The sequence below is a fragment of the Alcanivorax sp. DG881 genome, assembly GCF_000155615.1.
In the GTDB taxonomy this organism is placed as follows: domain Bacteria; phylum Pseudomonadota; class Gammaproteobacteria; order Pseudomonadales; family Alcanivoracaceae; genus Alcanivorax.
Window position 1 is genome coordinate 2067520 of record NZ_DS989915.1, and the last position, 20902, is coordinate 2088421.

Sequence of the window (20902 nt, forward strand, 5' to 3'; positions counted from 1 at the left end):
CACAATAATACCGTGGCAGCGCCGGGCAAGCGGAGGGGATATGGGGAACAAGAGCGACAACAAACAAGGCAAGTCCACCAGCGCCATGAAGCAGCTACTGCCTCTGGTCGCCGCCGGCATCGTAGCCGTAATCGCCGCCACCGGCTGCCTCTACGCCTACCAGGCCAGCCAGCTGCAGCCCGAGCAACAGAACGCCCAGGCCCGGCTGCTGGCCCAATCACTGGCCAGCCAGGCGAGCAACACCATCCAGACCTCACGCCAGCAGCTGGACATCCTCAGCGACCGCAGCGATGTGAACAAGGCGCTCTCCGACGGCAACCTGTCCAGCTTTAACGTACACCAGAACCAGTGGCTTCCTGATGCCACCGTGCAGCTCGTCCCGCGCCGCGGCGCAGACACCGCCCAGTTCAGCTACACCGCCCAGGAGCTTCTCAAGAACGTCCGCCTGGGCCAAGAACCCGGCCCGGTGATCATTGCCGGCAAAACACCCCAGCTGGTCATGGCCCGCGCCACCAAGAACCAGACCGGCAGCCTGCTGCTTACCCAGTCCCTGGCTCCGCTGGCCACTACCCTGCGTACCGCCATGCCGGAGGGCAGCGCACTCAGCGTCACCTACGGCGGCAGCCCCCTGTTCGACAACAAACAACACGCCAACGGCGGCACTGCCCAGGTCAGCCAGGGCCCGGTTCAGGTCACCCTGACCCTGCGCGCCCCCGACGGCAACAGCCTGATCGTCGCCACCCTGGGCATCGCCCTGGGGGTAGTCGTGATCCTGCTGTGCACCCTGCTGGTGAACCGGCTGCTGACCCGGGCCTTGCGCCAGGACGCCGCCGAACTGATTCGCTACAGCGATGAGCTAACGCGCCAACCCGGCGTCACCGCCCGCGACCATTTCCACTTCCCGCTCTTCACCAGCGTCAACGATGCCTCCGCCCGCCTGGCCAAAAAACTGCGCGACCGCGCCGGCCCCGCACGCCCCCAGGCCACCGCCAAACCCGACGCCCTGATAGTGGAAGAAAGCGACGACGACAGCATTCTGTTGATGGATGACGACAACGGCGGCGAGTCCCTGCCGGACAGTATTTTCCGCGCCTACGACATCCGCGGCGTGGCCGGCGACACCCTCACCGCCCAGGGCGTTTACCTGTTGGGCCGCGCCATTGGCACCGAAGCCGGCGAACTGGGCCAGCAAACCGTGCTGGTGGCCCGCGATGGCCGCCTGTCCAGCCCGGAGTTAAGCCGCTCACTGATCAAGGGCCTGCTGGAATCCGGCCGCGACGTGGTCAACCTCGGGCTAGTGCCCACCCCGGTGCTCTACTACGGCACCGAAGTGCTGGAAACCCAAACCGGCATCATGCTCACCGGCAGCCACAACCCATCGCAACATAACGGCCTGAAAATCGTCATGAACGGCGAAACCCTGCACGGCGACCGCATTCAGGCCTTCAAGCAACGCATCCACAACAAGGCCTTCAGCGAAGGCAGCGGCCACGAAGAAGAACGCGATATCAGCGACCGCTACCTGAACGATATCGCCAACGACATCGTGCTGGCCCGGCCCCTGAAAATTGCCATCGACTGCGGCAACGGCGTCACCGGCGAACTGGCCCCACGGCTGTTCACCCAACTGGGCTGCGACGTCACACCGCTGTACACCGAGATCGATGGCAACTTCCCCAACCACGCCCCGGACACCGGCAACCCGGACAACCTGGCCGACCTGATCCGTATCGTCCAGCAGGAAGACCTGGACCTGGGCCTGGCGTTCGACGGCGACGGCGACCGCGTGGCCGTGGTCACCAACAGCGGCGAAATCATCTGGCCGGACCGCCTGCTCATGCTGTTCGCCAAGGACCTGCTCGGCCGCAGCCCCGGCGCCGACATCCTGTTCGACGTAAAATGCAGCCGCGCCCTGCCCGCCATTATTCGCAAGAACGGCGGCCGGCCCCTGATGTACAAAACCGGGCACTCGCTGATCAAGGCCAAAATGAAGGAAAGCGGCGCCGCCCTGGCCGGGGAAATCAGCGGGCATATCTTCTTTGCCGACCGCTGGTTCGGCTGTGACGACGGCGCCTATGCCGGCGCCCGGCTGCTGGAAATTCTCTCCCTGCAGGACGACACCGCCGGCCAGGTGTTCGATCAGTTTAAGACCGGCGTCACCACCCCGGCGCTCTATATTGATGCCAGCGATGACAACAAGTTTGCGCTGATCGAGGCCCTGATGGCCCGCGCCGAGCAGTTCGCCGGTGGCCGCCCCACCACCATCGACGGACTCCGCGTGGACTTCCCCGATGGCTGGGGGCTGGTGCGCGCCTCGAACACCACACCATCACTGGTCGCCCGCTTCGAAGGCCGTGATGAAGAAGCGCTGGAACGGGTCAAAGGCCAGTTCCGCAAGCACCTCAAGGCGGTGGACGAGAGCCTTGAGCTTCCGTTTTGAGGTAGAATTGCCGGGCAGTGAGTTGAAAGTTTAAAGTTCAACGTTGAAAAACGCGCCAGACGTGTTTGGGGCAATAACGGCCGCAGCCCGCGCCCTCACCGGCGAACGCGGGCACAGCCTTGCGGAGCCGACAGACTTAAAACCGCGTTTGAACTTTACACTTTCAACTCCAAGGCCCCCATCCCCAAGGAGAAGTAATGGACACCAACAGTGCCCACGACACCGCCCGGATTCTGATTGAGGCGCTGCCCTACATTCAGCGTTTTTCCGGCACCACCGTGGTGATCAAATACGGCGGCAACGCCATGGAGAACGAGGAGCTGAAGAACAGCTTCGCCCGTGACGTGGTGATGATGAAGCAAATCGGCATCCACCCGGTGATCGTGCACGGCGGTGGCCCACAGATCGGCGACCTGCTGGAGCGTCTGGGCAAGGAATCGAAATTTGTTCAGGGTATGCGTGTCACCGACCGGGAAACCATGGACGTGGTGCAAATGGTGCTCGGCGGCCTGGTCAATAAAGACATCGTCAACCTGATCCAGCACAACGGCGGCCAGGCCATCGGCCTCACCGGCAAGGACGGGCGCCTGATCAAGGCCCGCAAGATGGTGCTCAAGGCCAGCGACGCGGACAGCCCGGAATTGCAGGCCTCGGAAATCATCGACATCGGCCACGTGGGCGAAGTGCAGGGCATCGACACCCGCATTATCGACCTGCTCGCCGGCAGCGACTTCATCCCCGTTATCGCCCCCATCGGCGTGGACGACAACGGCACCAGCTACAATATCAATGCCGACCTGGTGGCTGGCAAGGTGGCCGAAGTGTTGCGGGCAGAAAAACTGATCCTGCTCACCAACGTGGCCGGCCTGAAAGACAAACAGGGCCAGATCCTCACCGGGCTCACCACCGAACGGGTCAACAGCCTGATCAAGGACGGCACCATCTACGGCGGCATGCTGCCCAAGATCGGTTGCGCCCTCGAAGCGGTACAAAACGGCGTCCACACCGCCCACATTATCGATGGCCGGGTGTCCCACGCGGTACTGCTGGAAATCCTTACCGACAAGGGGATCGGCACGCTGATCAGCAAGGACTAGTTGAAAGATGAAAGTTCAAAGTTGAAAAGCGCGCCAAACGTGTTTTGGTTTTTAACGGCAGCAGCCCGCGCCCTTACCGGCAATCGCGGGCACGCACCTGCAAAATCCACAGACTCAAAGCGCGTTTCAACTTTAAACTTTTCACTTTCAACTCAAACACCGGCAAAGGGGATTGCCGCGAAACGCTACAGCAGCGAAAAACAAAACCGCAGTAACAAGCCCGGGAACGTTGGGCGCGGTGTTTGCCTGTGATATACCTCTGGGCCACACTCGCGTTGCAGCCAGAAGCTTGTTGCTTAGAACTGGGAACGATACTTCATGACCGATAAAAAACCGTCGCGCAAAGAGCAGATTCTGCAGTCGCTCGCCCACATGCTGGAAGCCGCACCCGGTGGGCGCATTACCACCGCCGGGCTGGCGAAGGAAGTGGGGGTATCCGAGGCGGCGCTGTACCGGCATTTTCCCAGCAAGGCGAAGATGTTCGAAGGGCTGATCAGCTTTATCGAAGAAGCCATTTTTTCGCGCATCAACCGCATTATGGAAGACGGCAAGGCCAGTGATCAGGTAGAACAGATTCTCACCCTGCTGCTGGCGTTCACCGAGCGCAACCCGGGCATTACCCGGCTGCTCACCGGCGACGCCCTGACCGGCGAAAACGCCCGTCTGCACCAGCGTATCCAGCAGTTCTATGATCGGGTGGAAAGCCAGGTAAAGCAGGTGCTGCGTGATGCAGAATTCAAAGAAGGGTTGCGCACCCAGGCGACCCCGACCATCACCGCCAACCTGCTGCTGGCCGTGGCCGAAGGGCGCATCGCGCAATTTGTGCGTTCCGGTTTCAAAACCCTGCCCAGCCAGGACTGGCCAGCTCAATGGGCGCTGCTGCAGCCCACCCTGTTTCGTTAGCCTCTTGCATGACGAAGGCGGCCTCAGCCGCCTTCGTTTTGTTGTTGCTCAATCGCCTCAAGCCGCTCGATAATCGGGGCGTATTGCTGGTTGGCCTGTTCAATTTCCCTGTCGAATTCCAGCAGCTTTTGCTCCGCCGTTTGGATCTGGCGCTGCAGGCGGTCGATGGCCTCTTTCACCACCTCCGGCACGTCCCGGCCCGCCCTTTCGTTGCGCGCCGCCGTGGCAATTTCGTCATCCAGCTTCATCTGCAACTGGGCAAGATTGTTCTCTTCGTAGCTGATACTCAGCTCCAGCGCCTCGACCTTGCGATCGCGCGCCCGCACCGCATCTTCCGGGCCGGCATACAGGCGCAGCATGTCCCGGTCTTCACGGGCCTGGCGAGCCTGCTGCATCCGCTGGGCTTTCGCCTCAGCGTCATTCAGCTGCACCCCCTCCACGTCTTCCAGCACCCGGCCATACTGATCCAGCAACTGGTAACCACTGCGGATGGCATCCATGGTCAGGGTTCGGTTCAGGTGCACCACGCCGTCAGAAGTTTCATGTCGAAAGTAGGCGCCATCCGGCATGCGCTCATTGGCACGTTGTCCCGAGCGAGCCCACACTGACGAAGTCAGGATCAGCGCCATCAACAAGACGACGATTTTCATTATTATTGCACTCCATAACGCTCCCGGTACTCACGCATAGGCGCCACCATTGTCTGGCTGTCCGGTTGCTGTTCCAGCCAGTCGATGATATCGCTCATGGTGACGATACACCCCACTGGCACCCCCAATGCTTGTTCCACTTCCTGGATCGCCGACAGGCCCTTGCCCGCTTCGGAAGGCTCTTTAGCGCATTCCTGCCGATCCAGCGCCACCATCACCCCCGCCATGGTCGCGTCAGTCTTCTCGAACAGCGTCGCCACTTCGCGAATCGCCGTTCCTGCTGTAATCACATCATCTATCACCAGCACCCGGCCCTGCAATGGCGCGCCGACCAGCCAGCCGCCCTCGCCATGGTCCTTGGCTTCCTTGCGGTTGAACGCCCAGGGGTAATCCCGGCCATGGTGCTCAGCCAATGCCACAGACACCGCCGCCACCAGCGGGATGCCTTTATAGGCCGGCCCGAACAACATATCGAATTCCAGCCCGGATGCCATGATCGCATCCGCATAATAGCGACCCAGCCGAGCCAGGGCCTCGCCGGTGTGGAAAGTCCCCGCATTGAAGAAATACGGGCTTTTGCGTCCGGACTTCAGGGTAAATTCCCCGAATTTCAGCGCGTCACGCTCTTCAGCAAAGCGCAGAAAATGCTTCTTGTAGTTCTTCATACTCAAGCCTGTGTGCTAGCCAGTCTGTTCGCAACTGCGCGAAGCCGCGCCACCACAGCGACACGGCCCGCCTTTCTCTCTTTAGCGTATTACCAGCCCAGCGCGACCTGCTGGGCCTTGATGATCTCGCCAATGCCCTTCTCCGCCAGCCCCAACAGGCTGTCGGACTGCTCACGGGTAAACGGCGCGCCCTCTGCGGAACCCTGAATCTCGATAAAGCCGCCCTGCTGGGTCATCACCACGTTCATGTCGGTGCCCGCATTGGAATCTTCGGCGTAATCCAGATCCAGCACCGGGGCACCCTCGTACATGCCCACGGACACCGCGCCCACCAGGCCGGTGAGCGGATCACTCTTGATCTTCTTGGTTTCCAGCAGGTGGGTAAAGGCATCCACCAGCGCCACGCAGGCCCCGGAAATAGAGGCCGTCCGCGTGCCACCGTCGGCCTGCAGTACGTCGCAGTCCAGGTAGATGGTGCGTTCACCCAGCGCCTTCATGTCCACCGCGGCACGCAGGGAGCGGCCGATCAGGCGCTGAATTTCCAGCGTGCGCCCGCCCTGCTTGCCCCGTGTCGCCTCACGGCCGGAGCGGGTGTGGGTGGAACGCGGCAGCATGCTGTACTCCGCGGTCAGCCAGCCCTGGCCCTTGCCCTTGAGAAAGCGCGGCACGCCCTCTTCCACGGACGCGGTACACAGCACCTTGGTACCCCCGAACGCCACCAATACGCTGCCCTCGGCATGAACGGTGTAGTTGCGGGTAAAGCTCAGTTCACGCAATTGGTCGGGGGCTCGGCCGGATGGGCGCATGGAATCTCCTGGTAGTCTTGGAATCAAAAGGGCGACCATTGTAGCAAACACCGGCGCCGATGCCTGCCTTGCACCCAACCCCGTCTCGACTAGACTAGGGAGCCCGGCACCGCCCGCGGTTTTTCATGCCGCAGGAGCTTGCCTGCAGGCGAAAAGACAAGACCAGAAGCGAGTGACGAGTGTCCAGTTGCGAAAACCCGGGCTTCCCACCATCGGGGTTTGCCTTTCGAAACTCGCTTCTCGTCACTCGCAGCGGCCTTTTCGCCTGAAAGCAGGCGCCTTCAGCACACCGACCGGGACAGCCCCATTCCCTGGCCAACACAGAGGTTCACCATGATTTGCAGCATGACCGCTTTTGCCCGCGCCGACCGCCCGCTTGAAGGCTACGGCCTGGTCTGGGAAATCAAGGCCGTGAACCACCGTTACCTGGAAATCAGCCCACGCCTGCCCGACGCCCTGCGCTCACTGGAAAACGCCGTGCGCGAGCGCTGCCGCAAGGCCCTCGCCCGGGGCAAGGTGGAAATCACCCTGCGCTACCAGCAGGACGCCAGCGACGCCGACCTGGAACTGAACGAGCCCCTGGTCAAACAGTTGTCCGAGATCTCCCGCCGGGTAGGCGACCTGGTGCAGCACCCCGGCCAGGTCAATCCCATGGAAATCCTCCGCCATCCCGGCGTGCTCAGCACCCGCGAACTGGACGTGGACCTGCTGCAACGCGAATCCCTCACCCTGCTGGATGAAGCCCTGCAGGCCCTGATCGACACCCGCAGCCGTGAAGGGGAACAACTGGGCAAACTGATCGAAGAACGCCTCGACGGCATCATCACCCAGGTCGAGATCGTCAAAACCGCCGTGCCGCGCATCAAGGAAGCCCAGCGCGAACGCCTGCGCAGCCGCATCCAGGACGTGATCGACTCCCCGGATCCGGACCGCCTGGAACAGGAGCTGGTCCTGCTGGCGCAAAAAATGGACGTGGACGAAGAACTGGACCGCCTGCTCACCCACGTCACCGAAGTGCGCCGCATCCTCAAAAAAGGCGGCCACATCGGCCGGCGCCTGGACTTCCTGATGCAGGAACTCAACCGCGAAGCCAACACCCTGGGCAGCAAGTCCGTGGACAGCGAAACCACAGCGGCAGCGGTAGAATTGAAGGTGTTAATAGAGCAGATGCGGGAGCAGATTCAGAATATCGAGTAAAATCCAGGGAAGTCCATAATCGTATTTAATTCATTGTTTTTAAAGAATTAAATGCGAATCTCAGTCCATGGAAATCCACAGCCATCCACCCCTATCCAGACAAAAGTGGTGGGCAAAATGGTGGGCAAAAACGTGACTTTTTCCTCCCCCGCACCTATATTGACCTGAAATGGTGGGCAGCCATCAAGAGACTGCCTGCATACCATTGATAACAGAGAATTTTTCTCTTTAATCAACAAACAAAAAGTGGTGGGCAGCCTGTTTTTATAGGCTCAAACGCCACAAGGTCAAAATGAGCAAACTCAGCGCCACTCAGATCAAGTCCCTGGCAAAGCAGGCCCCCAAGAAGCATACCGATGGTGGCGGCCTCTATTTCTGCGTGCGCAAGTCAGGCACGCCCTACTGGATGCTGCGCTACAGCGCCCAAGGCAAGCGCCACGAGATTACCTTGGGCCAATACCCTCAGATGTCCCTGGGCGACGCCCGGGAAGCCGCTGTGCTGACCAAGCAAGGCATCCGAACGGGCACCGACCCAATCCAGGAAAGGGCCAAAGTTGTCCAGCCCGACATCCGCACCGTCAAAGACCTCTTCCAGGACTGGCATGAGACCGATCTGTCCCGGCGCCTGAAACACCCCAACATCCCCAAGCGCATCTACCAGAAAGAAATCCACCCGGTGATCGGCCTCTACCCGATTGCCGACGTCACCCCAAGGGATATCCGGGCAGTCCTGCAGCGCGTTCAGCGCAGCAACCGCCCCACCATCGCCAATGACACCCTGATGTACATGAAGCAGCTGTTTCGTCATGGCATCAAACTGGACCTGTGCCAGAACAACCCGGCCAGTCCCTTCACCGTCAGCGACGCCGGCGGCGTCGAAGCCAGCCGGGAGCGCACCCTGACGCTGGAAGAAATCGAACATTCCTTTGGGGTCTTCCGGGAGCACATCAGCAGCTTTGGTCGAGACAACTATCGGGCCTGCTGCTTGTTCCTGGTGCTAGGCGTGAGAAAAAGCGAGCTATGCGAGGCCCGCTGGGAAGAATTCGACCTCGAGGCCGGAATCTGGGATCTCTCCAAAGAGCGCAGCAAGACTGGCGCATCGATCACCATCCCTCTGCCAACCCAAGCCATTGAGTGGCTAAAGGTACAGCAAGGCCATGCCTGCGGCTCCCCCTATGTGTTCCCTGCCAGGCGCGCCAGCAAACGCCCCCACATGGGCCCTGACACCCTGAACCGCGCCATTTCCAAGCTATTTGGCCGAGAGGCTGGCCGGAAGGTGCAGCCACCCAACAAAATGGACGACTTGGAACACTTCACCATCCACGACCTGCGACGCACCTTCCGCAGCCTCGCAGCTGCGGAAGGTGTGCCGAGCCATGTGGCGGAGAGGTGTTTGAATCACAAGCTGAAGGGGGTTGAGGGGATTTATGATCGGTATGATTATTTTGAGGAGCGAAAAATAGCTCACCAGCGAGTAGCTAGCCTCATAGAAACTATGACACACCCATGATGCACAGGTGTGTTTGCGGCTGTTTTTACTGCTTTGGATAAGGGATATAAGGCTAGCTACACCATAAGCTATACAAAAACCGTGGTTTCAGCTGGATGGACATGGACACTCTTGGACGAAAGTACGACCTTCATTGACACACCTCGTCATTAAGACCGGTTACAGATAACAATTAGTTCCGTACTTCAGATTAAAGACTTCAGTTCAAAATTCAGATCACGCAATGCTTTAGCGCTGATGCTTTTGCGTTGCTGCACCAGCTTCTTACCCACCATGAAAGCAATAGGCAGATTGACTGCATCAACAGCAATGACACACCCCTCGCATAGATAGAAAACTGCAAATTCCTTGTCAGTGATGTTGCCACGTAGTACGCGCTGGTCATGATTTTGCGACAACCCTACCATCTGCAGGCGAACGTCATACTGGTTCGACCAGAACCAGGGGGCGCTATCGTAGGGCTTCTCCTCGCCCATAAGAGTCGCCGCCGCCGTACGCGCTTGATCCACAGCGTTAGCCACAGATTCAAGGCGCTGCCTCTTGTCGAAGAATAGATTCCGGTGGCGGGTACAATCGCCGATTGCCAAGATGTCAGGATCATCGGTGCGAGTAAATTCATCGACGACAATGCCGTCATCACAGAGCAGGCCAGCATGCTCAGCCAAGACCGTTTCCGGTATTACACCAATTGAGACAAGCACGATATCCGCTGGCACCTTGCCCCCACCGGACAAGGTCACGCCAGAGACGTGCCCCTGACCATCTGATTCAAAACCGGTTACAGCCGTCTCCAAGCGTACATCAACGCCGGCCCTCGCATGTTTGGCGTAGAAAAATTCGGACATCTCTGGCCCCGTAACACGCTGCATCAGACGCTCAGCAGCTTCCAGGACGGTAACATTAACACCTTGCTTGGTCGCACTGGCTGCCACTTCAAGTCCGATATAACCGCCCCCCACGATGACTAGGCGTTTGCCGGGTGCTAGCTCACTACGCAGGGCATCCGTGTCCGCGATATCATGCAAATAATGAATGCCTTTCAAATCTGAGCCCGGCGCGTTAAGGCGGCGGACATGTGAGCCAGTGGCCAAGACCAGTCGGTCGTACTGTAAGGTGCTTTGATCTGACAAAATGAGGTTTTTGTCGTCTCTGTTAATCTGTTCTACGCGCACGCCGAGCCGTAATTGCTGTCCCGCATTCTCGTAAACCGAAGGCGGTTTAAGGTATAACGATGCCTGATCAACCTCCCCCGCAAGGTAATTCTTTGACAAGGGCGGCCGCTGGTAGGGAGGGTGTGGTTCTTCGCTAACCAAAATCACTTCATTTGGGTATTTTTTTTGCAGCAAGGCGGTCAGAAGTGTTCCCGCTGCGTGTCCACCACCAATGATGACGGTGGTCTCTTTCTTTTTTTTGGTCATAACTTGTCTCTTTCTATGCGCCTTGGAACCGAGTTATCCATAAGCCAAAAACTTAGTGAAGAACAAGAAACTGTAATATCCAGCGAGCTAGGCACATGATGCCTAACCGCCTGCCATCGCGGCGTCCTCAAGAATCATCGCAGCCCCTTTCTCACCGATCATGGTCACCGGCTGATTAGTATTCCCACCAACCAGCGTTGGCATGATGGAAGCATCAACCACCCGCAACGATTGCAAACCGTGCACGCGAAGTCGGGAATCCACCACAGCCATCGGATCTCTCCCCATCTTGCAGGTGCCGACCGGGTGATATGCCGATTCGCCGCTGCGACGCACCCACTCGGCGAGATCTACGTCCTCCTGTATGGACTGGCTTGGTGAAATCTCTACGTCCTGGTGCACATAAAATGCACGCTGCGACAAGATCTTACGAACAAGCTTTACCCCACGAACGAGCTGCTCGACATCGGCAGGCTCAGCCATATAGTTGGGATCAATCAACGGGGCCGCCAGCGGATCGGCACTGTTTAAACCAATACGGCCACGGGACAAAGGCCTGAGCCCATAGAGCATCACTATGTAGCCATAACCGCTCATTGCGGTTTTCATGTCTCGCCCGTGATCGGCGTACAGCATTGGCCCGAAGTGTAGTTGCAGATCAGGTATCGCCAGCTCTGGCCGGGAGCAGATGAACCCACCAGCTTCAGCCCCGTTGCTCGACAGCACACCTCGACGACCGCTCAGGTATTGCAGTAAGGCCCACGCGCCCTTCAGCCAGTAGCTCGGATGCATCGAGATACTCTGACGGCTGCGAGCCCTGACCCGGACAAAAACATCGATATGGTCCTGAAGATTGCGACCCACACCCGCCAGTGCATGACGTAGCTCAATGCCATGTCGAGCAAGTTCCTCGCGGGGACCGATGCCTGACAACATAAGCAGTTGCGGCGAGTTAAACGCACCACCGCAGAGGATAACCTCACGCCCTGCACGAGCTCGCACCAGACCCTTTGCGCTGCGATACTCGACACCAATAGCGCGAGTGCCATCAAACAACACCCGAGTAACATGTGCATCACTACGAACGTTCAGGTTCGAACGCCCCGTCGCTGGATCAAGATAAGCACGCGCATTACTAAAACGCGAGCCGTCCTTCTGGTAAGTATAGTAATAGCCCACCCCCTCCTGTTCGGGGCCGTTGAAATCCCGATTGCGTCGATGCCCCGCCTGTACTCCCGCCTCGACAAACGCCGCACTCAACGGGTTGGTATAACGTCGCTCCGCCACATTGAGAGGGCCATCCTTACCATGGAATACTGCCGTACCCGGCACCGTCTCAGGCTCGTAATGTTCTGACTTACGAAAATACGGCAGCACCTCGGCGTATGACCAACCGTGACACCCCTGCCGTGCCCACTCGTCGTAATCCCTGGCGTGACCACGGATATAGACCTGGGCGTTAATCCCGCTCGAACCGCCAAGCATCTTGCCCCGCGGCTGGAACAACGAACGACCGTACATGTGACGCTGTGGCTCGGTATAGAACTGCCAGTTGAAACGGCGACTGAACATCAACTGCAAAAATCCCAGCGGCGTGTTGACGAAAGGGTTGCGGCGACTCTCCGGCCCGGCTTCGAGTAGCAACACCGAATAGAGGCCACTCTCGGACAAACGATTGGCTACCGCGCACCCTGCCGAGCCAGCGCCCACAACGATATAGTCGAATTCTTCAGTCGCCAGCCCGGTCAAACTTTTCATTAATTTTTTGCCGTCAGTTTGACCATCAACTTCGAATAACCGCGCACGAAGTTGGACTGTACACGCTCCGGCTCGCCAACCACTTCGATATTTTCGAAGCGCTTGAGCAGTTCTTCCCACAAAATGCGCAATTGCAGTTCGGCCAGGCGGTTACCCATACAACGATGAATACCGTAGCCAAAAGAAATATGGTTCCGTGCGTCCTTGCGATCAATAATGAGTTGATCGGGGTTGTCAAACTTGCGTTCGTCTCGATTACCTGAGGCATACCACATTAACACCCGGTCCCCTTTCTTGATGGTCTGGCCACGAAGTTCTACGTCCTGTGTCGCGACCCTGCGCATGTTGGCCAGTGGAGTTTGCCAACGAATGATTTCCGAAACCATGTTCGGAATCAGGTCCGGATTAGCCTTCAGCTTGGTGAACTCCTCGGGGAATTGATTCAAGGCCAAGACACCACCGCTCATGGAATTCCTTGTGGTGTCATTGCCGCCAACGATGAGCAGAGCCAGATTCCCGATAAACTCCATCGGCCGATTGATCAGGTCTTTTGTGTCGTCGTTGCTCTGCAACATATTGATCAAGTCAAAACCGGGTTCTTCGCCGGCTGCACGACGTGCCTCCTTGTCTCGCCACAGCCTTGAGAACGCCCTCGCCATGTCTGCCGCATCGTCAAACATGACATCTGGGTCGGTAAATTCGCCACCCGTGGCAGATGCCGCACCGGACAAGCGATCAGACCATTCAACGAGTTTATGGCGGTCTTCATAAGGGAAATCCAGCAGTGTAGCCAGCATGCGGCCAGTCAGCTCTTTGGATACTGCAGGCACCCAGTTGAAGGGTTTATCCAGCGGCAGGCTGTCTAGCACTTCGGCTGCTCGGGACCGGATTAAACCTTCCATTTCCTTAAGGTTTTTTGGCGCTACCACACCCTGCACCGCCCGACGTTGCACATCATGCTTGGGCGGATCCATGGCGATAAACATTTCCACCGATAGTCCGTCCGGTGGATCACCCAGAATAATTTGCGGTTCAGAGGAGAACAGTTCGTGACTCTTGTCCACGAACAAAATATCTTCATAGCGAGTTATCGACCAGAAAGGCCCGAATGGACTCTTCTTCTGGTAGTGTACCGGAGCTTCATCTCGCAGCCGCTTAAAATAGGCCCGCCACTGATCTTGTCGATACAAAAAAGGGTTGCTGGTGTCGATATCTTCGAGTGCCAAGGTGTTGACATCAGGCAAGGAGGTTTCGACGAATTCCATTTGTGTGGATCGAGAACCCACTGTCTTTCTCTTCGCCTTCATCAGCATTTTCATCGTTTTAATCTGAAAATGCATCGGCACCACTTTGGACGAGGCGTTGAATACTTTTGTCTGAAACGCATTGCTTGATCTTGTTTTTGTTGACATAGCATTCTCCCTGTTTACATCTGGAATTCAGGCAAATGCACGGTCATACCGTCCATCGCCTCAGTAATTTCTACCTGACACCCCAGGCGCGAGGTTCTCGCCCGCTCCGGGGTCATGGACAACATCTGTTCTTCTGCGTCACCAACCCTTCCGGTCTTGCCGAACCACTCATCGGGAACAATCATGTGACAGGTACCACAGGCGCATTCGCCGCCGCAGTCACCGTCAATACCTGGAACGGCGTTATCAACGGCGATTTGCATTAGCGTAGAACCCACCCCGAACTCCGTAACATGCTCGGTGTCGTCATGTTCAATAAAGATAATTTTTCCCACAGCGTGTCTCCTAGCATTTATATCTACCTTGAAGATTGGCTATGTGTCGGAACACCGACGAGGACATTTCTTGACAGACCGGGGACATTTAAAGACAGTTACCGCATTCCGAGGAATCGCTGATGGCAATAACGACGCTCAAACAGGGTTTGAAAAACGTGGATGCGGATATCCCGTCGAACTACTCACGCCTTATCGCCCGAGAACTTGGCTTGAGTGTACGAGAACTCCCTAGCCTCTTGCGCAACACGGGTGTAGATGTCGAACAATTACTCAAAGATGAAAGCTTGCTCACTGCAACCCAGCAGATTCAGATCTTGCGTAATGCTTTAGATTTATCCGGCAAACCAGAGTTCGGGTTACGGCTGGGCAGGCGTCTCACCCCCGCAACCCATGGGGTGATGGGATTTGTTGCTAACAGCAGCCCCGACCTTTATACCGCGCTGCAAGCCGTTCACACTTTCCTGCCTACCCGGGCGAGCTTTATTCAAGTGGACTTGCAGCGGGCTGAGGACTACCTGGAATGCGTTGTAAACTTCCAAGTACCGATGGAAAATGATGTGGAGCGCTGCCTGGAAGATACTGTGATCAAGGCTTTTTTCGAAATCGGCGAGTTCATCGTAGGCCGCCCTCTATATGAATCTGAAGTCCACTTCCCTCATCCAGCTCCCGTCTACCAGGGCATGTACCGTGAGTATTTACCAGGCAAGGTTTACTTTAACTCCGATCACTTCAAGCTAAAATTGGCAATGGGGTTGTGTCGAAAACCGAACGCATCGGCCAATCATGAAAGCTATCATCTAGCCTTTCAGCAGTGCGAATCCATGCTTGCGCGTCTTCAGAGTCCTGAACCGGACTATCGGACTCGGTTACAGAAAATGATGCTGTCCCGGCCACCCGGAACACTTAGTGAAGAAGAGGCGGCTGCCTCTCTCTTTATAAGCAAGCGCACCCTGGCACGGAAACTCAAAAATGAGAACAGCAGTTTCAGGAAGATTCGCGAGGAGGTACTATCGAAGCAAGCAGTAAGCTATTTGTGCAATAGCCAGCTGTCCGTCGAAGCCACCGCCACACTGTTGAATTATCACGACACGGCGAGCTTCAGACGGGCATTTAAACGCTGGTTTGGTCAGACACCCGATCAATACAGGCAGCATGCAGGTTAGTGTTTATAAACAGACTGCACTCACAATCAGCAGCGAGTACGGCCATCAGTTCTCACTGAATAGCAACGTCTACCGCTTGAGCACACCATCCTTAATTACCGTCCACACAAAATCTCCGACATCCTTCACCGTATATCGCCCCCCCTCATTGAACCACGTTGCTACCCAGTTCAACGCGCCCAGCCCGATAAGACGCAAAAGATCACGATCCACATCAGCACGAATCAGGCCCTGAGAGGACAAAGATTGCAACATGGCAGACCAAAGAAGCTCGTATTTGTCTCGTAGATCAATCATTTCCTGGCGGGACTCACCATGCAAGGAGCGCCATTCAAAAAGGAGGACATAGACCATATCCGACCCACCAACCAGCAACTCAAGGTGAGCATTGATCCCCTGACGCAACTGCTCAAGCGGCTCACTTTCCCCCCGAATGGCCTCAGACAAGGCCGTAGACGCTTGCTCAAGCGCAAGGCGCATCAAGTCGACCAGAATGCTTTCCTTGGAGGGGTAACGGTAATGCAAGCTGCCAGGCAGCATGCCACAAGCCTCGGCGATTTCTTTAACGGTGGTTTTATCGAACCCCTTTTGACGAAATAGACGAGCTGCAGCACCGAGCACAAACACTCGATCCGCCTCCGCCACCGGCGTTACCTGATTTTTCTTTCTTCCCACAAGGCACTCCCATGCTGTAAGCCTTTGATTCTAGCATTCCTTTTAAAGTCGGCCCAGCCTTCCTGGCCGATGGCACTATTCGATCTATACAGATAAAAACACGCTGTCTACCTTATAATCTTGAATTTGGTTGGTCATACAAATAAAGTCCAATGAATGCACTTTACTTGGGAGCGATCCAATGGCTCTGGCAAACCGCAAGATTGGTTACGACGAGGTTGTAACCCGTGACATTCACTTTCCCATGAACATCGAAAACGTGGCTCGCCACTGGTTTCGCAACGACCCGTGGTCCACTCACTGGATGAATGCCATTCTCGCCGCCGTCCCCGACGGTGAACGCTGGGTGATGAATTCTGCAAGACGGCAGCTTGGCAAGCTTGACGATCCAGAAGTGCTGAACGCAGCTAAAGAATTCATTCGCCAGGAGCGCATTCATGCTCGTGAGCACGATGAAATGAACGCCATCGGCGTGCAACACGGGGTTCCCATCGACAAGGTTGAAGGCGTGTTCAAGCTGATCCGTAAGCAACTCCAACACCGCCTCAGTGACGATATGCAGAGCTCCATCGCAGCGGCGTTTGAACATTTCACGGCCATTATTTCCTCGGTACTGCTTGAGCACCCGGAGCTGTTTGACGAAACCCACCCGGATTTGCGTGCCATGCTCTACTGGCACTTTGTCGAAGAAACCGAGCACAAGAGCGTCAGTTATGACGTCTTCGTCGATGCCAGTGGTGGTGGCTACCGCAGTTACCGACTGCGTATCAGTGGCATGCTACTGGCCATTGCCCTGGGCTTCCCCATTATGATCGGCAACCAGACCTATCTGCTCTACAAGGATCGTCAAATTCTGAATTTGTGGTCCGCCGCCAAAATGACCAAAGTCCTGTTCTGGCGTCCCGGCATTCTTTCCAAGGTACTCGCTGGCGTGCCCCCCTATTTCTCCCCCACTTTCCACCCGTGGGATGACGATAACCGTGATGTAATCCGGATCTGGAAACGCGCCTACGAAAGAACTGGCGACCCTCATAAGGCCTATCAAGCGCTCAGAGACCATCGCGCCAACAATGTACACGGTACATCCGAAACGCCACAACCTGAACCCGCATGGGGGCAGGCATGAAAAAGAAACCCTTGCACCCGTCAACTCAGGCGGCAGCTGTCATCACCGGGGCGGGTAGCGGCATCGGTCGTAGCTTTGCTTACGAAGTTGCCCGTCGAGGCGGTTCGGTACTGTGTGTCGATATCAATGAAGAGCGCGCCGAACAGGTGGCGATCAGCCTGCGAGCACTCGGTACTCACGCGGTAGCCCTGGGGTGTGATGTCGGCGATGAAAAACAGATGGCATACCTGGCGGAAAATGCCGAGCCTTTGCTCGGCAGGCCGGTAACCCTGGTAATCAACAACGCCGGCGTCGGCCTCGGTGGCCCAATCGGCGAGGTGTCACTTGAAGATTGGCACTGGTGCATGAACGTCAATCTATGGGGGGTTATTCACGGCTGCCATTATTTTGCCCCTCAGCTTCGCGATCTGGGCTATGGAGGCATCATCAATGTGGCCTCTGCTGCCGCATTCGGGTCCGCCCCGGAAATGGCCGCCTACAACGTCACCAAGGCGGGGGTGCTGGCCCTGTCCGAAACGCTGTCTTCTGAACTGACCGGTACCGGCGTAAAAATCACGGCCCTGTGCCCAACCGTGGTCCCGACCAATATCGTCGAGAATGGCCGCCTGCCTGAGCGTCGTCGCGATTTTGCTCGTTCAGCAATGACTCGCTATGCCCTGACCAACGCCGACCAGGTTGCTCGCCAGACCCTCAATGCCCTTGATCGAGGTGAGCTTTACATGCTGCCACAAATTGACGGCCGGCTTGCCTGGCGGTTGAAACGCCTGACGCCACGACTATACGCCCGCGCGATTGGCGAAGCTTACAGAATGCTGGCTGATTAAACCGCATTTGAGGAAACGGAACACGCAAGGAATTCAATATGGCCTCCATTCCTACAACAATTTTGAAGCTACTTTTTCGCGCCGGCATGAAGCGTGATATACGCGACCCGGACAAACTGGTAAGACATCTTCGCAGGGTGATGAACGCGCCTTTGGCCCCCTCTCTGCTGCCACGCGGAGTGCGACTCAAGCGAGGCAAGGTTGCAGGAATAGCTGGCCACTGGCTAGGCACCGCAGACCCACAAATCACCATACTCTACCTGCATGGTGGCGCCTTCATCGGCGGGCGGCTTGATACCTATCACCGCTTTTGTGGCCGTTTGGCTCACGCCCTGAATGCGCGGGTCTTTCTTCCGGATTACCGACTAGCCCCTGAGCACCCCTTCCCGGCAGCAACGGATGACGCCTTTAATGTGTATCGTGAACTGATCGCAGACCCTCGCCCTGTGGTCATTGCGGGAGACTCTGCGGGAGGCAACCTGACGTTAGTCACATTGCTGCGTGCCCGTGATCAGCTGCTGAAAATGCCGGCTTGCGCCCTCGCCATTTCGCCGGCATCGGATGCGCGAGGCACCCTGATGTCCAGACAGGCGAATAGCGACAGCGATACCATGCTTTCCCATGGCATGATTGAGGTGGCAACGGATATCTATCTGGCCGGCGCGGACCCCGCTCACCCGTATGCCTCACCAATCACCGCGGATTTCACCGGCTTGCCCCCTCTACTTTTCACTGTCAGTAGCGAAGAGTGTCTGCGCGACGATACCCATGCAGCAGCACAATGCGCGCGAGATGCGGGGGTGCCCGTGCAGGTTCTGGAGCGCGATGATATGCCGCACGTGTGGCCCGTATTCACCTTTTTGCTACCAGAGGCAAAGCAGGACTTCCCTACCATCGTCCGAATTCTGGGAAAGTATCTGACCAGCAATAACGTCGGCAAAGCCCCATCCCAAACGGTCAATGCTAGCGATAGCGCCATAGTTGAGGTTGCATCATGAATATGGCTGCTGTTGCAATCCATAACCCTCGCCCCAGCGTTACTCCTGATCATGAAGTCATTATCATCGGCGCGGGAATTTCTGGAATTGGTGCGGCAATCCAGCTGCGTGCCGATGGCATCAAAGATATCTTGATCCTTGAGCGAAGCAAGGATGTGGGAGGAACCTGGCGCGACAACCGTTATCCGGGAATCGCTGTCGACATTACCTCGTTTACCTATTCATTTTCCTTCGAACAAAACGCAAATTGGTCTCGCGTTTTTGCGCCGGGAAACGAGCTTTACCAGTATACAAGACAGGTAACAAGCAAGTATGGCATCTACCCACTGATTCGCTTTGGTGTCGAAGTCGCTAGCGCCCGTTTTGATCTCGACAGCCATGTCTGGTTGATCGATCTTACGGATGGCAGGCGACTTAGTGCACGCCATATTGTCTCGGCCTGTGGCGGTTTGATATCACCCAAGATGCCAGATATTGAAGGGCTTGATACGTTCCAGGGCAATGTCATTCACACTGCACGCTGGCCAGATGACCTTGATCTTAGTGACAAGCGAGTAGCGGTAATAGGCACTGGCGCCACTGCAGTGCAACTGATTCCGAAAATTGCCCGCCAGGCTCGTCAACTTGACGTCTACCAGCGCACCCCCATCTGGGTGCTGAAGAAGCCGGATCAGACTCTGCCTGGCTGGCTCAAGGTATTGTTCCGAACCGTACCGGGCTTGCAACGCAGCCTTCGCGGCGCTACCGACACCGTCAGCGAAACCCTGATGGTGCTTTCCGCAATATATTACCGGCAGGCCCCTTGGCTGGTTCGCATGTGTGAAAAGGCGGGCATAAACAACCTGCGCGAACAGCTGCCCAACCGCCAGGACCTGTGGCAAGCACTGACACCGAAATACGGCTTCGGGTGCAAAAGGCCAACGTTTTCCAACGACTATTTCCGAACCTTTGCCCGAAACAACGTTGAGCTTGTCACGACCCCGATCAAGCGTATTACGTCCCGCGGCATCACCACCCAGGACGGCCGCTCACGGCGTATCGATACCTTGATCCTCGCCACCGGTTACAAAACCTTCGAGAAAGGAAATATTCCCTCGTTCGACGTCATCGGCAGCAACAACATCAATTTGGGCGATTTCTGGCATGACTACCGTTACCAGGCCTATGAAGGGTTGACCATTCCGGGCTACCCGAACTTTTACATCATGCTCGGTCCCTATGCCCTTATCGGCACCTCTTACTTCAAGATGGTCGAAGGGAATGCCATCCACCTCTCTCGCTGTATTCGCGAAGCCAACCGACGTGGAGCCAGCCAAGTGGAAATACGTCAGTCCGTCCATGACGCGTATTTCCGCAATATCCAGAAACGCCAGCAAAACACCGTGTTCCTTAACCACAACTGCGCGCTGTCGAACAGTTATTACTTCGACCATCATGGTGACGCGCCAATGCTGCGGCCCTCTACCTCTCTGGAAATGCTGTGGCGAGCCAAGCATTTACCGATGGATCACTACCGATTCAGTGTACTGGCCGGGCACACTCCCAGCAGACACGACGGCGGGAGACAAGCCTGTGAGCCACATCCCCAGCTGCCAGAGAAGGGCATTCCGGCAAAACAAACAGATAACAATTCTCAGTGACTGTGCCAGAGAAAGTGTGGAGCCTGCTTGTACATGTCACGCCAGCAGAGCTCTCCAGATCCAGTTGACCGTGCGCTTTAGCGCTGCCCAGGAGGCGTTATACCACTCGATAACCCATGCCTGGTCAGCAACAGAACACGGCATCTCGTCATAGACGACGACTGGGCGTCACGCATTAATGTGTGACATTACCGGAGCGCCAGAGCACAACGTCATTACAGTCATGGACACAGACAGCTAAGCCTGAGACCAATATTGGTTGTTTAACCAAACAAACAGAAA

At 56.8% G+C, this 20902-nt stretch carries 19 protein-coding genes; 11 read left to right on the top strand and 8 right to left on the bottom strand.

Going from position 1 to position 20902, the window contains the following annotated elements; genetic code table 11:
- The first annotated feature begins 40 nt into the window (after positions 1–40).
- From ADG881_RS17835 to slmA, 4 genes are all read left to right on the top strand, one after another.
- Positions 41–2440 carry a phosphomannomutase/phosphoglucomutase gene (locus tag ADG881_RS17835; protein WP_007149282.1) on the top strand — a complete coding sequence of 800 codons (2400 nt, stop codon included), beginning with the start codon at positions 41–43 and terminating at the stop codon, positions 2438–2440.
- A 197-nt stretch (positions 2441–2637) separates the two neighbouring features.
- Positions 2638–3537: an acetylglutamate kinase gene (gene argB, locus ADG881_RS09340; protein WP_007149034.1), complete on the top strand. Its 900-nt coding sequence runs from the start codon at positions 2638–2640 to the stop codon at positions 3535–3537.
- On the top strand, positions 3538–3789 hold the full coding sequence (locus ADG881_RS17550) for a hypothetical protein (protein WP_156790379.1): 252 nt from the start codon (positions 3538–3540) through the stop codon (positions 3787–3789).
- Between the two features lie 66 nt (positions 3790–3855).
- Positions 3856–4440, top strand: a complete 585-nt coding sequence (slmA, locus tag ADG881_RS09345) for a nucleoid occlusion factor SlmA (RefSeq protein WP_007149303.1) — start codon at positions 3856–3858, stop codon at positions 4438–4440.
- Between the two features lie 23 nt (positions 4441–4463).
- Here slmA and ADG881_RS09350 read toward each other — a convergent pair whose 3' ends face one another.
- The 3 genes from ADG881_RS09350 to rph all read right to left on the bottom strand — a co-directional run bounded on the left by ADG881_RS09350 (position 4464) and on the right by rph (position 6561).
- A complete protein-coding gene (locus ADG881_RS09350) occupies positions 4464–5090 on the bottom strand; it encodes a hypothetical protein (protein WP_007151105.1) in 627 nt (208 codons plus the stop codon).
- A 2-nt stretch (positions 5091–5092) separates the two neighbouring features.
- Positions 5093–5755 (bottom strand): orotate phosphoribosyltransferase, encoded by a 663-nt coding sequence (gene pyrE, locus ADG881_RS09355; protein ID WP_007149443.1) that lies wholly within the window; start codon positions 5753–5755, stop codon positions 5093–5095.
- A gap of 89 nt (positions 5756–5844) precedes the next feature.
- On the bottom strand, positions 5845–6561 hold the full coding sequence (rph, locus tag ADG881_RS09360) for a ribonuclease PH (protein ID WP_007149634.1): 717 nt from the start codon (positions 6559–6561) through the stop codon (positions 5845–5847).
- Between the two features lie 345 nt (positions 6562–6906).
- Between rph and ADG881_RS09365 the strand changes: the two genes are divergently transcribed.
- Together ADG881_RS09365 and ADG881_RS09370 are read left to right on the top strand one after the other, a co-directional pair.
- Entirely contained in the window at positions 6907–7758 is an 852-nt protein-coding gene (locus ADG881_RS09365; protein WP_007148507.1) for a YicC/YloC family endoribonuclease, read from the top strand.
- Between the two features lie 292 nt (positions 7759–8050).
- Positions 8051–9268, top strand: a complete 1218-nt coding sequence (locus ADG881_RS09370) for a site-specific integrase (RefSeq protein ID WP_007149751.1) — start codon at positions 8051–8053, stop codon at positions 9266–9268.
- 185 nt (positions 9269–9453) lie between these two features.
- Here ADG881_RS09370 and ADG881_RS09375 read toward each other — a convergent pair whose 3' ends face one another.
- From ADG881_RS09375 to ADG881_RS09390, 4 genes are all read right to left on the bottom strand, one after another.
- Positions 9454–10686, bottom strand: coding sequence for an NAD(P)/FAD-dependent oxidoreductase (locus ADG881_RS09375; protein ID WP_007149013.1), 1233 nt, complete (start codon positions 10684–10686; stop codon positions 9454–9456).
- A 102-nt stretch (positions 10687–10788) separates the two neighbouring features.
- A complete protein-coding gene (locus ADG881_RS09380; RefSeq protein WP_007149730.1) occupies positions 10789–12444 on the bottom strand; it encodes a GMC family oxidoreductase in 1656 nt (551 codons plus the stop codon).
- Positions 12444–13856, bottom strand: coding sequence for a cytochrome P450 (locus ADG881_RS09385; RefSeq protein ID WP_039926512.1), 1413 nt, complete (start codon positions 13854–13856; stop codon positions 12444–12446). The genes ADG881_RS09380 and ADG881_RS09385 overlap by 1 nt, the downstream gene beginning before the upstream one ends.
- A gap of 14 nt (positions 13857–13870) precedes the next feature.
- Positions 13871–14191: a 2Fe-2S iron-sulfur cluster-binding protein gene (locus ADG881_RS09390; protein ID WP_007151505.1), complete on the bottom strand. Its 321-nt coding sequence runs from the start codon at positions 14189–14191 to the stop codon at positions 13871–13873.
- Positions 14192–14313: 122 nt separating this feature from the next.
- Here ADG881_RS09390 and ADG881_RS09395 point away from each other — a divergent pair, with 122 nt between their 5' ends.
- Positions 14314–15357 carry an AraC family transcriptional regulator gene (locus ADG881_RS09395; RefSeq protein WP_007150482.1) on the top strand — a complete coding sequence of 348 codons (1044 nt, stop codon included), beginning with the start codon at positions 14314–14316 and terminating at the stop codon, positions 15355–15357.
- A 69-nt stretch (positions 15358–15426) separates the two neighbouring features.
- Here ADG881_RS09395 and ADG881_RS09400 read toward each other — a convergent pair whose 3' ends face one another.
- Positions 15427–16032 (bottom strand): TetR/AcrR family transcriptional regulator, encoded by a 606-nt coding sequence (locus ADG881_RS09400; protein WP_007151233.1) that lies wholly within the window; start codon positions 16030–16032, stop codon positions 15427–15429.
- A 181-nt stretch (positions 16033–16213) separates the two neighbouring features.
- Between ADG881_RS09400 and ADG881_RS09405 the strand changes: the two genes are divergently transcribed.
- The 4 genes from ADG881_RS09405 (at position 16214) to ADG881_RS09420 (ending at position 20620) form a co-directional block, all read left to right on the top strand.
- Positions 16214–17158 carry a metal-dependent hydrolase gene (locus ADG881_RS09405; protein WP_007150490.1) on the top strand — a complete coding sequence of 315 codons (945 nt, stop codon included), beginning with the start codon at positions 16214–16216 and terminating at the stop codon, positions 17156–17158.
- On the top strand, positions 17155–17982 hold the full coding sequence (locus ADG881_RS09410; protein WP_039927352.1) for an SDR family oxidoreductase: 828 nt from the start codon (positions 17155–17157) through the stop codon (positions 17980–17982). The genes ADG881_RS09405 and ADG881_RS09410 overlap by 4 nt, the downstream gene beginning before the upstream one ends.
- 86 nt (positions 17983–18068) lie before the next feature.
- Positions 18069–18980, top strand: coding sequence for an alpha/beta hydrolase (locus tag ADG881_RS09415; RefSeq protein WP_232211713.1), 912 nt, complete (start codon positions 18069–18071; stop codon positions 18978–18980).
- On the top strand, positions 18977–20620 hold the full coding sequence (locus tag ADG881_RS09420) for an NAD(P)/FAD-dependent oxidoreductase (protein ID WP_007149384.1): 1644 nt from the start codon (positions 18977–18979) through the stop codon (positions 20618–20620). Before ADG881_RS09415 ends, ADG881_RS09420 begins: the two co-directional genes overlap by 4 nt.
- The last annotated feature ends 282 nt before the right edge of the window (positions 20621–20902 follow it).

Bases quoted from the DNA above. Each gene is read 5' to 3' on its own strand.
- ADG881_RS17835 (WP_007149282.1), top strand. From the start codon at position 41: ATGGGGAACAAGAGCGACAACAAACAAGGCAAGTCCACCAGCGCCATG.
- argB (WP_007149034.1), top strand. From the start codon at position 2,638: ATGGACACCAACAGTGCCCACGACACCGCCCGGATTCTGATTGAGGCG.
- slmA (WP_007149303.1), top strand. From the start codon at position 3,856: ATGACCGATAAAAAACCGTCGCGCAAAGAGCAGATTCTGCAGTCGCTC.
- ADG881_RS09350 (WP_007151105.1), bottom strand. From the start codon at position 5,090: ATGAAAATCGTCGTCTTGTTGATGGCGCTGATCCTGACTTCGTCAGTG.
- pyrE (WP_007149443.1), bottom strand. From the start codon at position 5,755: ATGAAGAACTACAAGAAGCATTTTCTGCGCTTTGCTGAAGAGCGTGAC.
- rph (WP_007149634.1), bottom strand. From the start codon at position 6,561: ATGCGCCCATCCGGCCGAGCCCCCGACCAATTGCGTGAACTGAGCTTT.
- ADG881_RS09365 (WP_007148507.1), top strand. From the start codon at position 6,907: ATGACCGCTTTTGCCCGCGCCGACCGCCCGCTTGAAGGCTACGGCCTG.
- ADG881_RS09370 (WP_007149751.1), top strand. From the start codon at position 8,051: ATGAGCAAACTCAGCGCCACTCAGATCAAGTCCCTGGCAAAGCAGGCC.
- ADG881_RS09375 (WP_007149013.1), bottom strand. From the start codon at position 10,686: ATGACCAAAAAAAAGAAAGAGACCACCGTCATCATTGGTGGTGGACAC.
- ADG881_RS09380 (WP_007149730.1), bottom strand. From the start codon at position 12,444: ATGAAAAGTTTGACCGGGCTGGCGACTGAAGAATTCGACTATATCGTT.
- ADG881_RS09385 (WP_039926512.1), bottom strand. From the start codon at position 13,856: ATGTCAACAAAAACAAGATCAAGCAATGCGTTTCAGACAAAAGTATTC.
- ADG881_RS09395 (WP_007150482.1), top strand. From the start codon at position 14,314: ATGGCAATAACGACGCTCAAACAGGGTTTGAAAAACGTGGATGCGGAT.
- ADG881_RS09405 (WP_007150490.1), top strand. From the start codon at position 16,214: ATGGCTCTGGCAAACCGCAAGATTGGTTACGACGAGGTTGTAACCCGT.
- ADG881_RS09410 (WP_039927352.1), top strand. From the start codon at position 17,155: ATGAAAAAGAAACCCTTGCACCCGTCAACTCAGGCGGCAGCTGTCATC.
- ADG881_RS09415 (WP_232211713.1), top strand. From the start codon at position 18,069: ATGAAGCGTGATATACGCGACCCGGACAAACTGGTAAGACATCTTCGC.
- ADG881_RS09420 (WP_007149384.1), top strand. From the start codon at position 18,977: ATGAATATGGCTGCTGTTGCAATCCATAACCCTCGCCCCAGCGTTACT.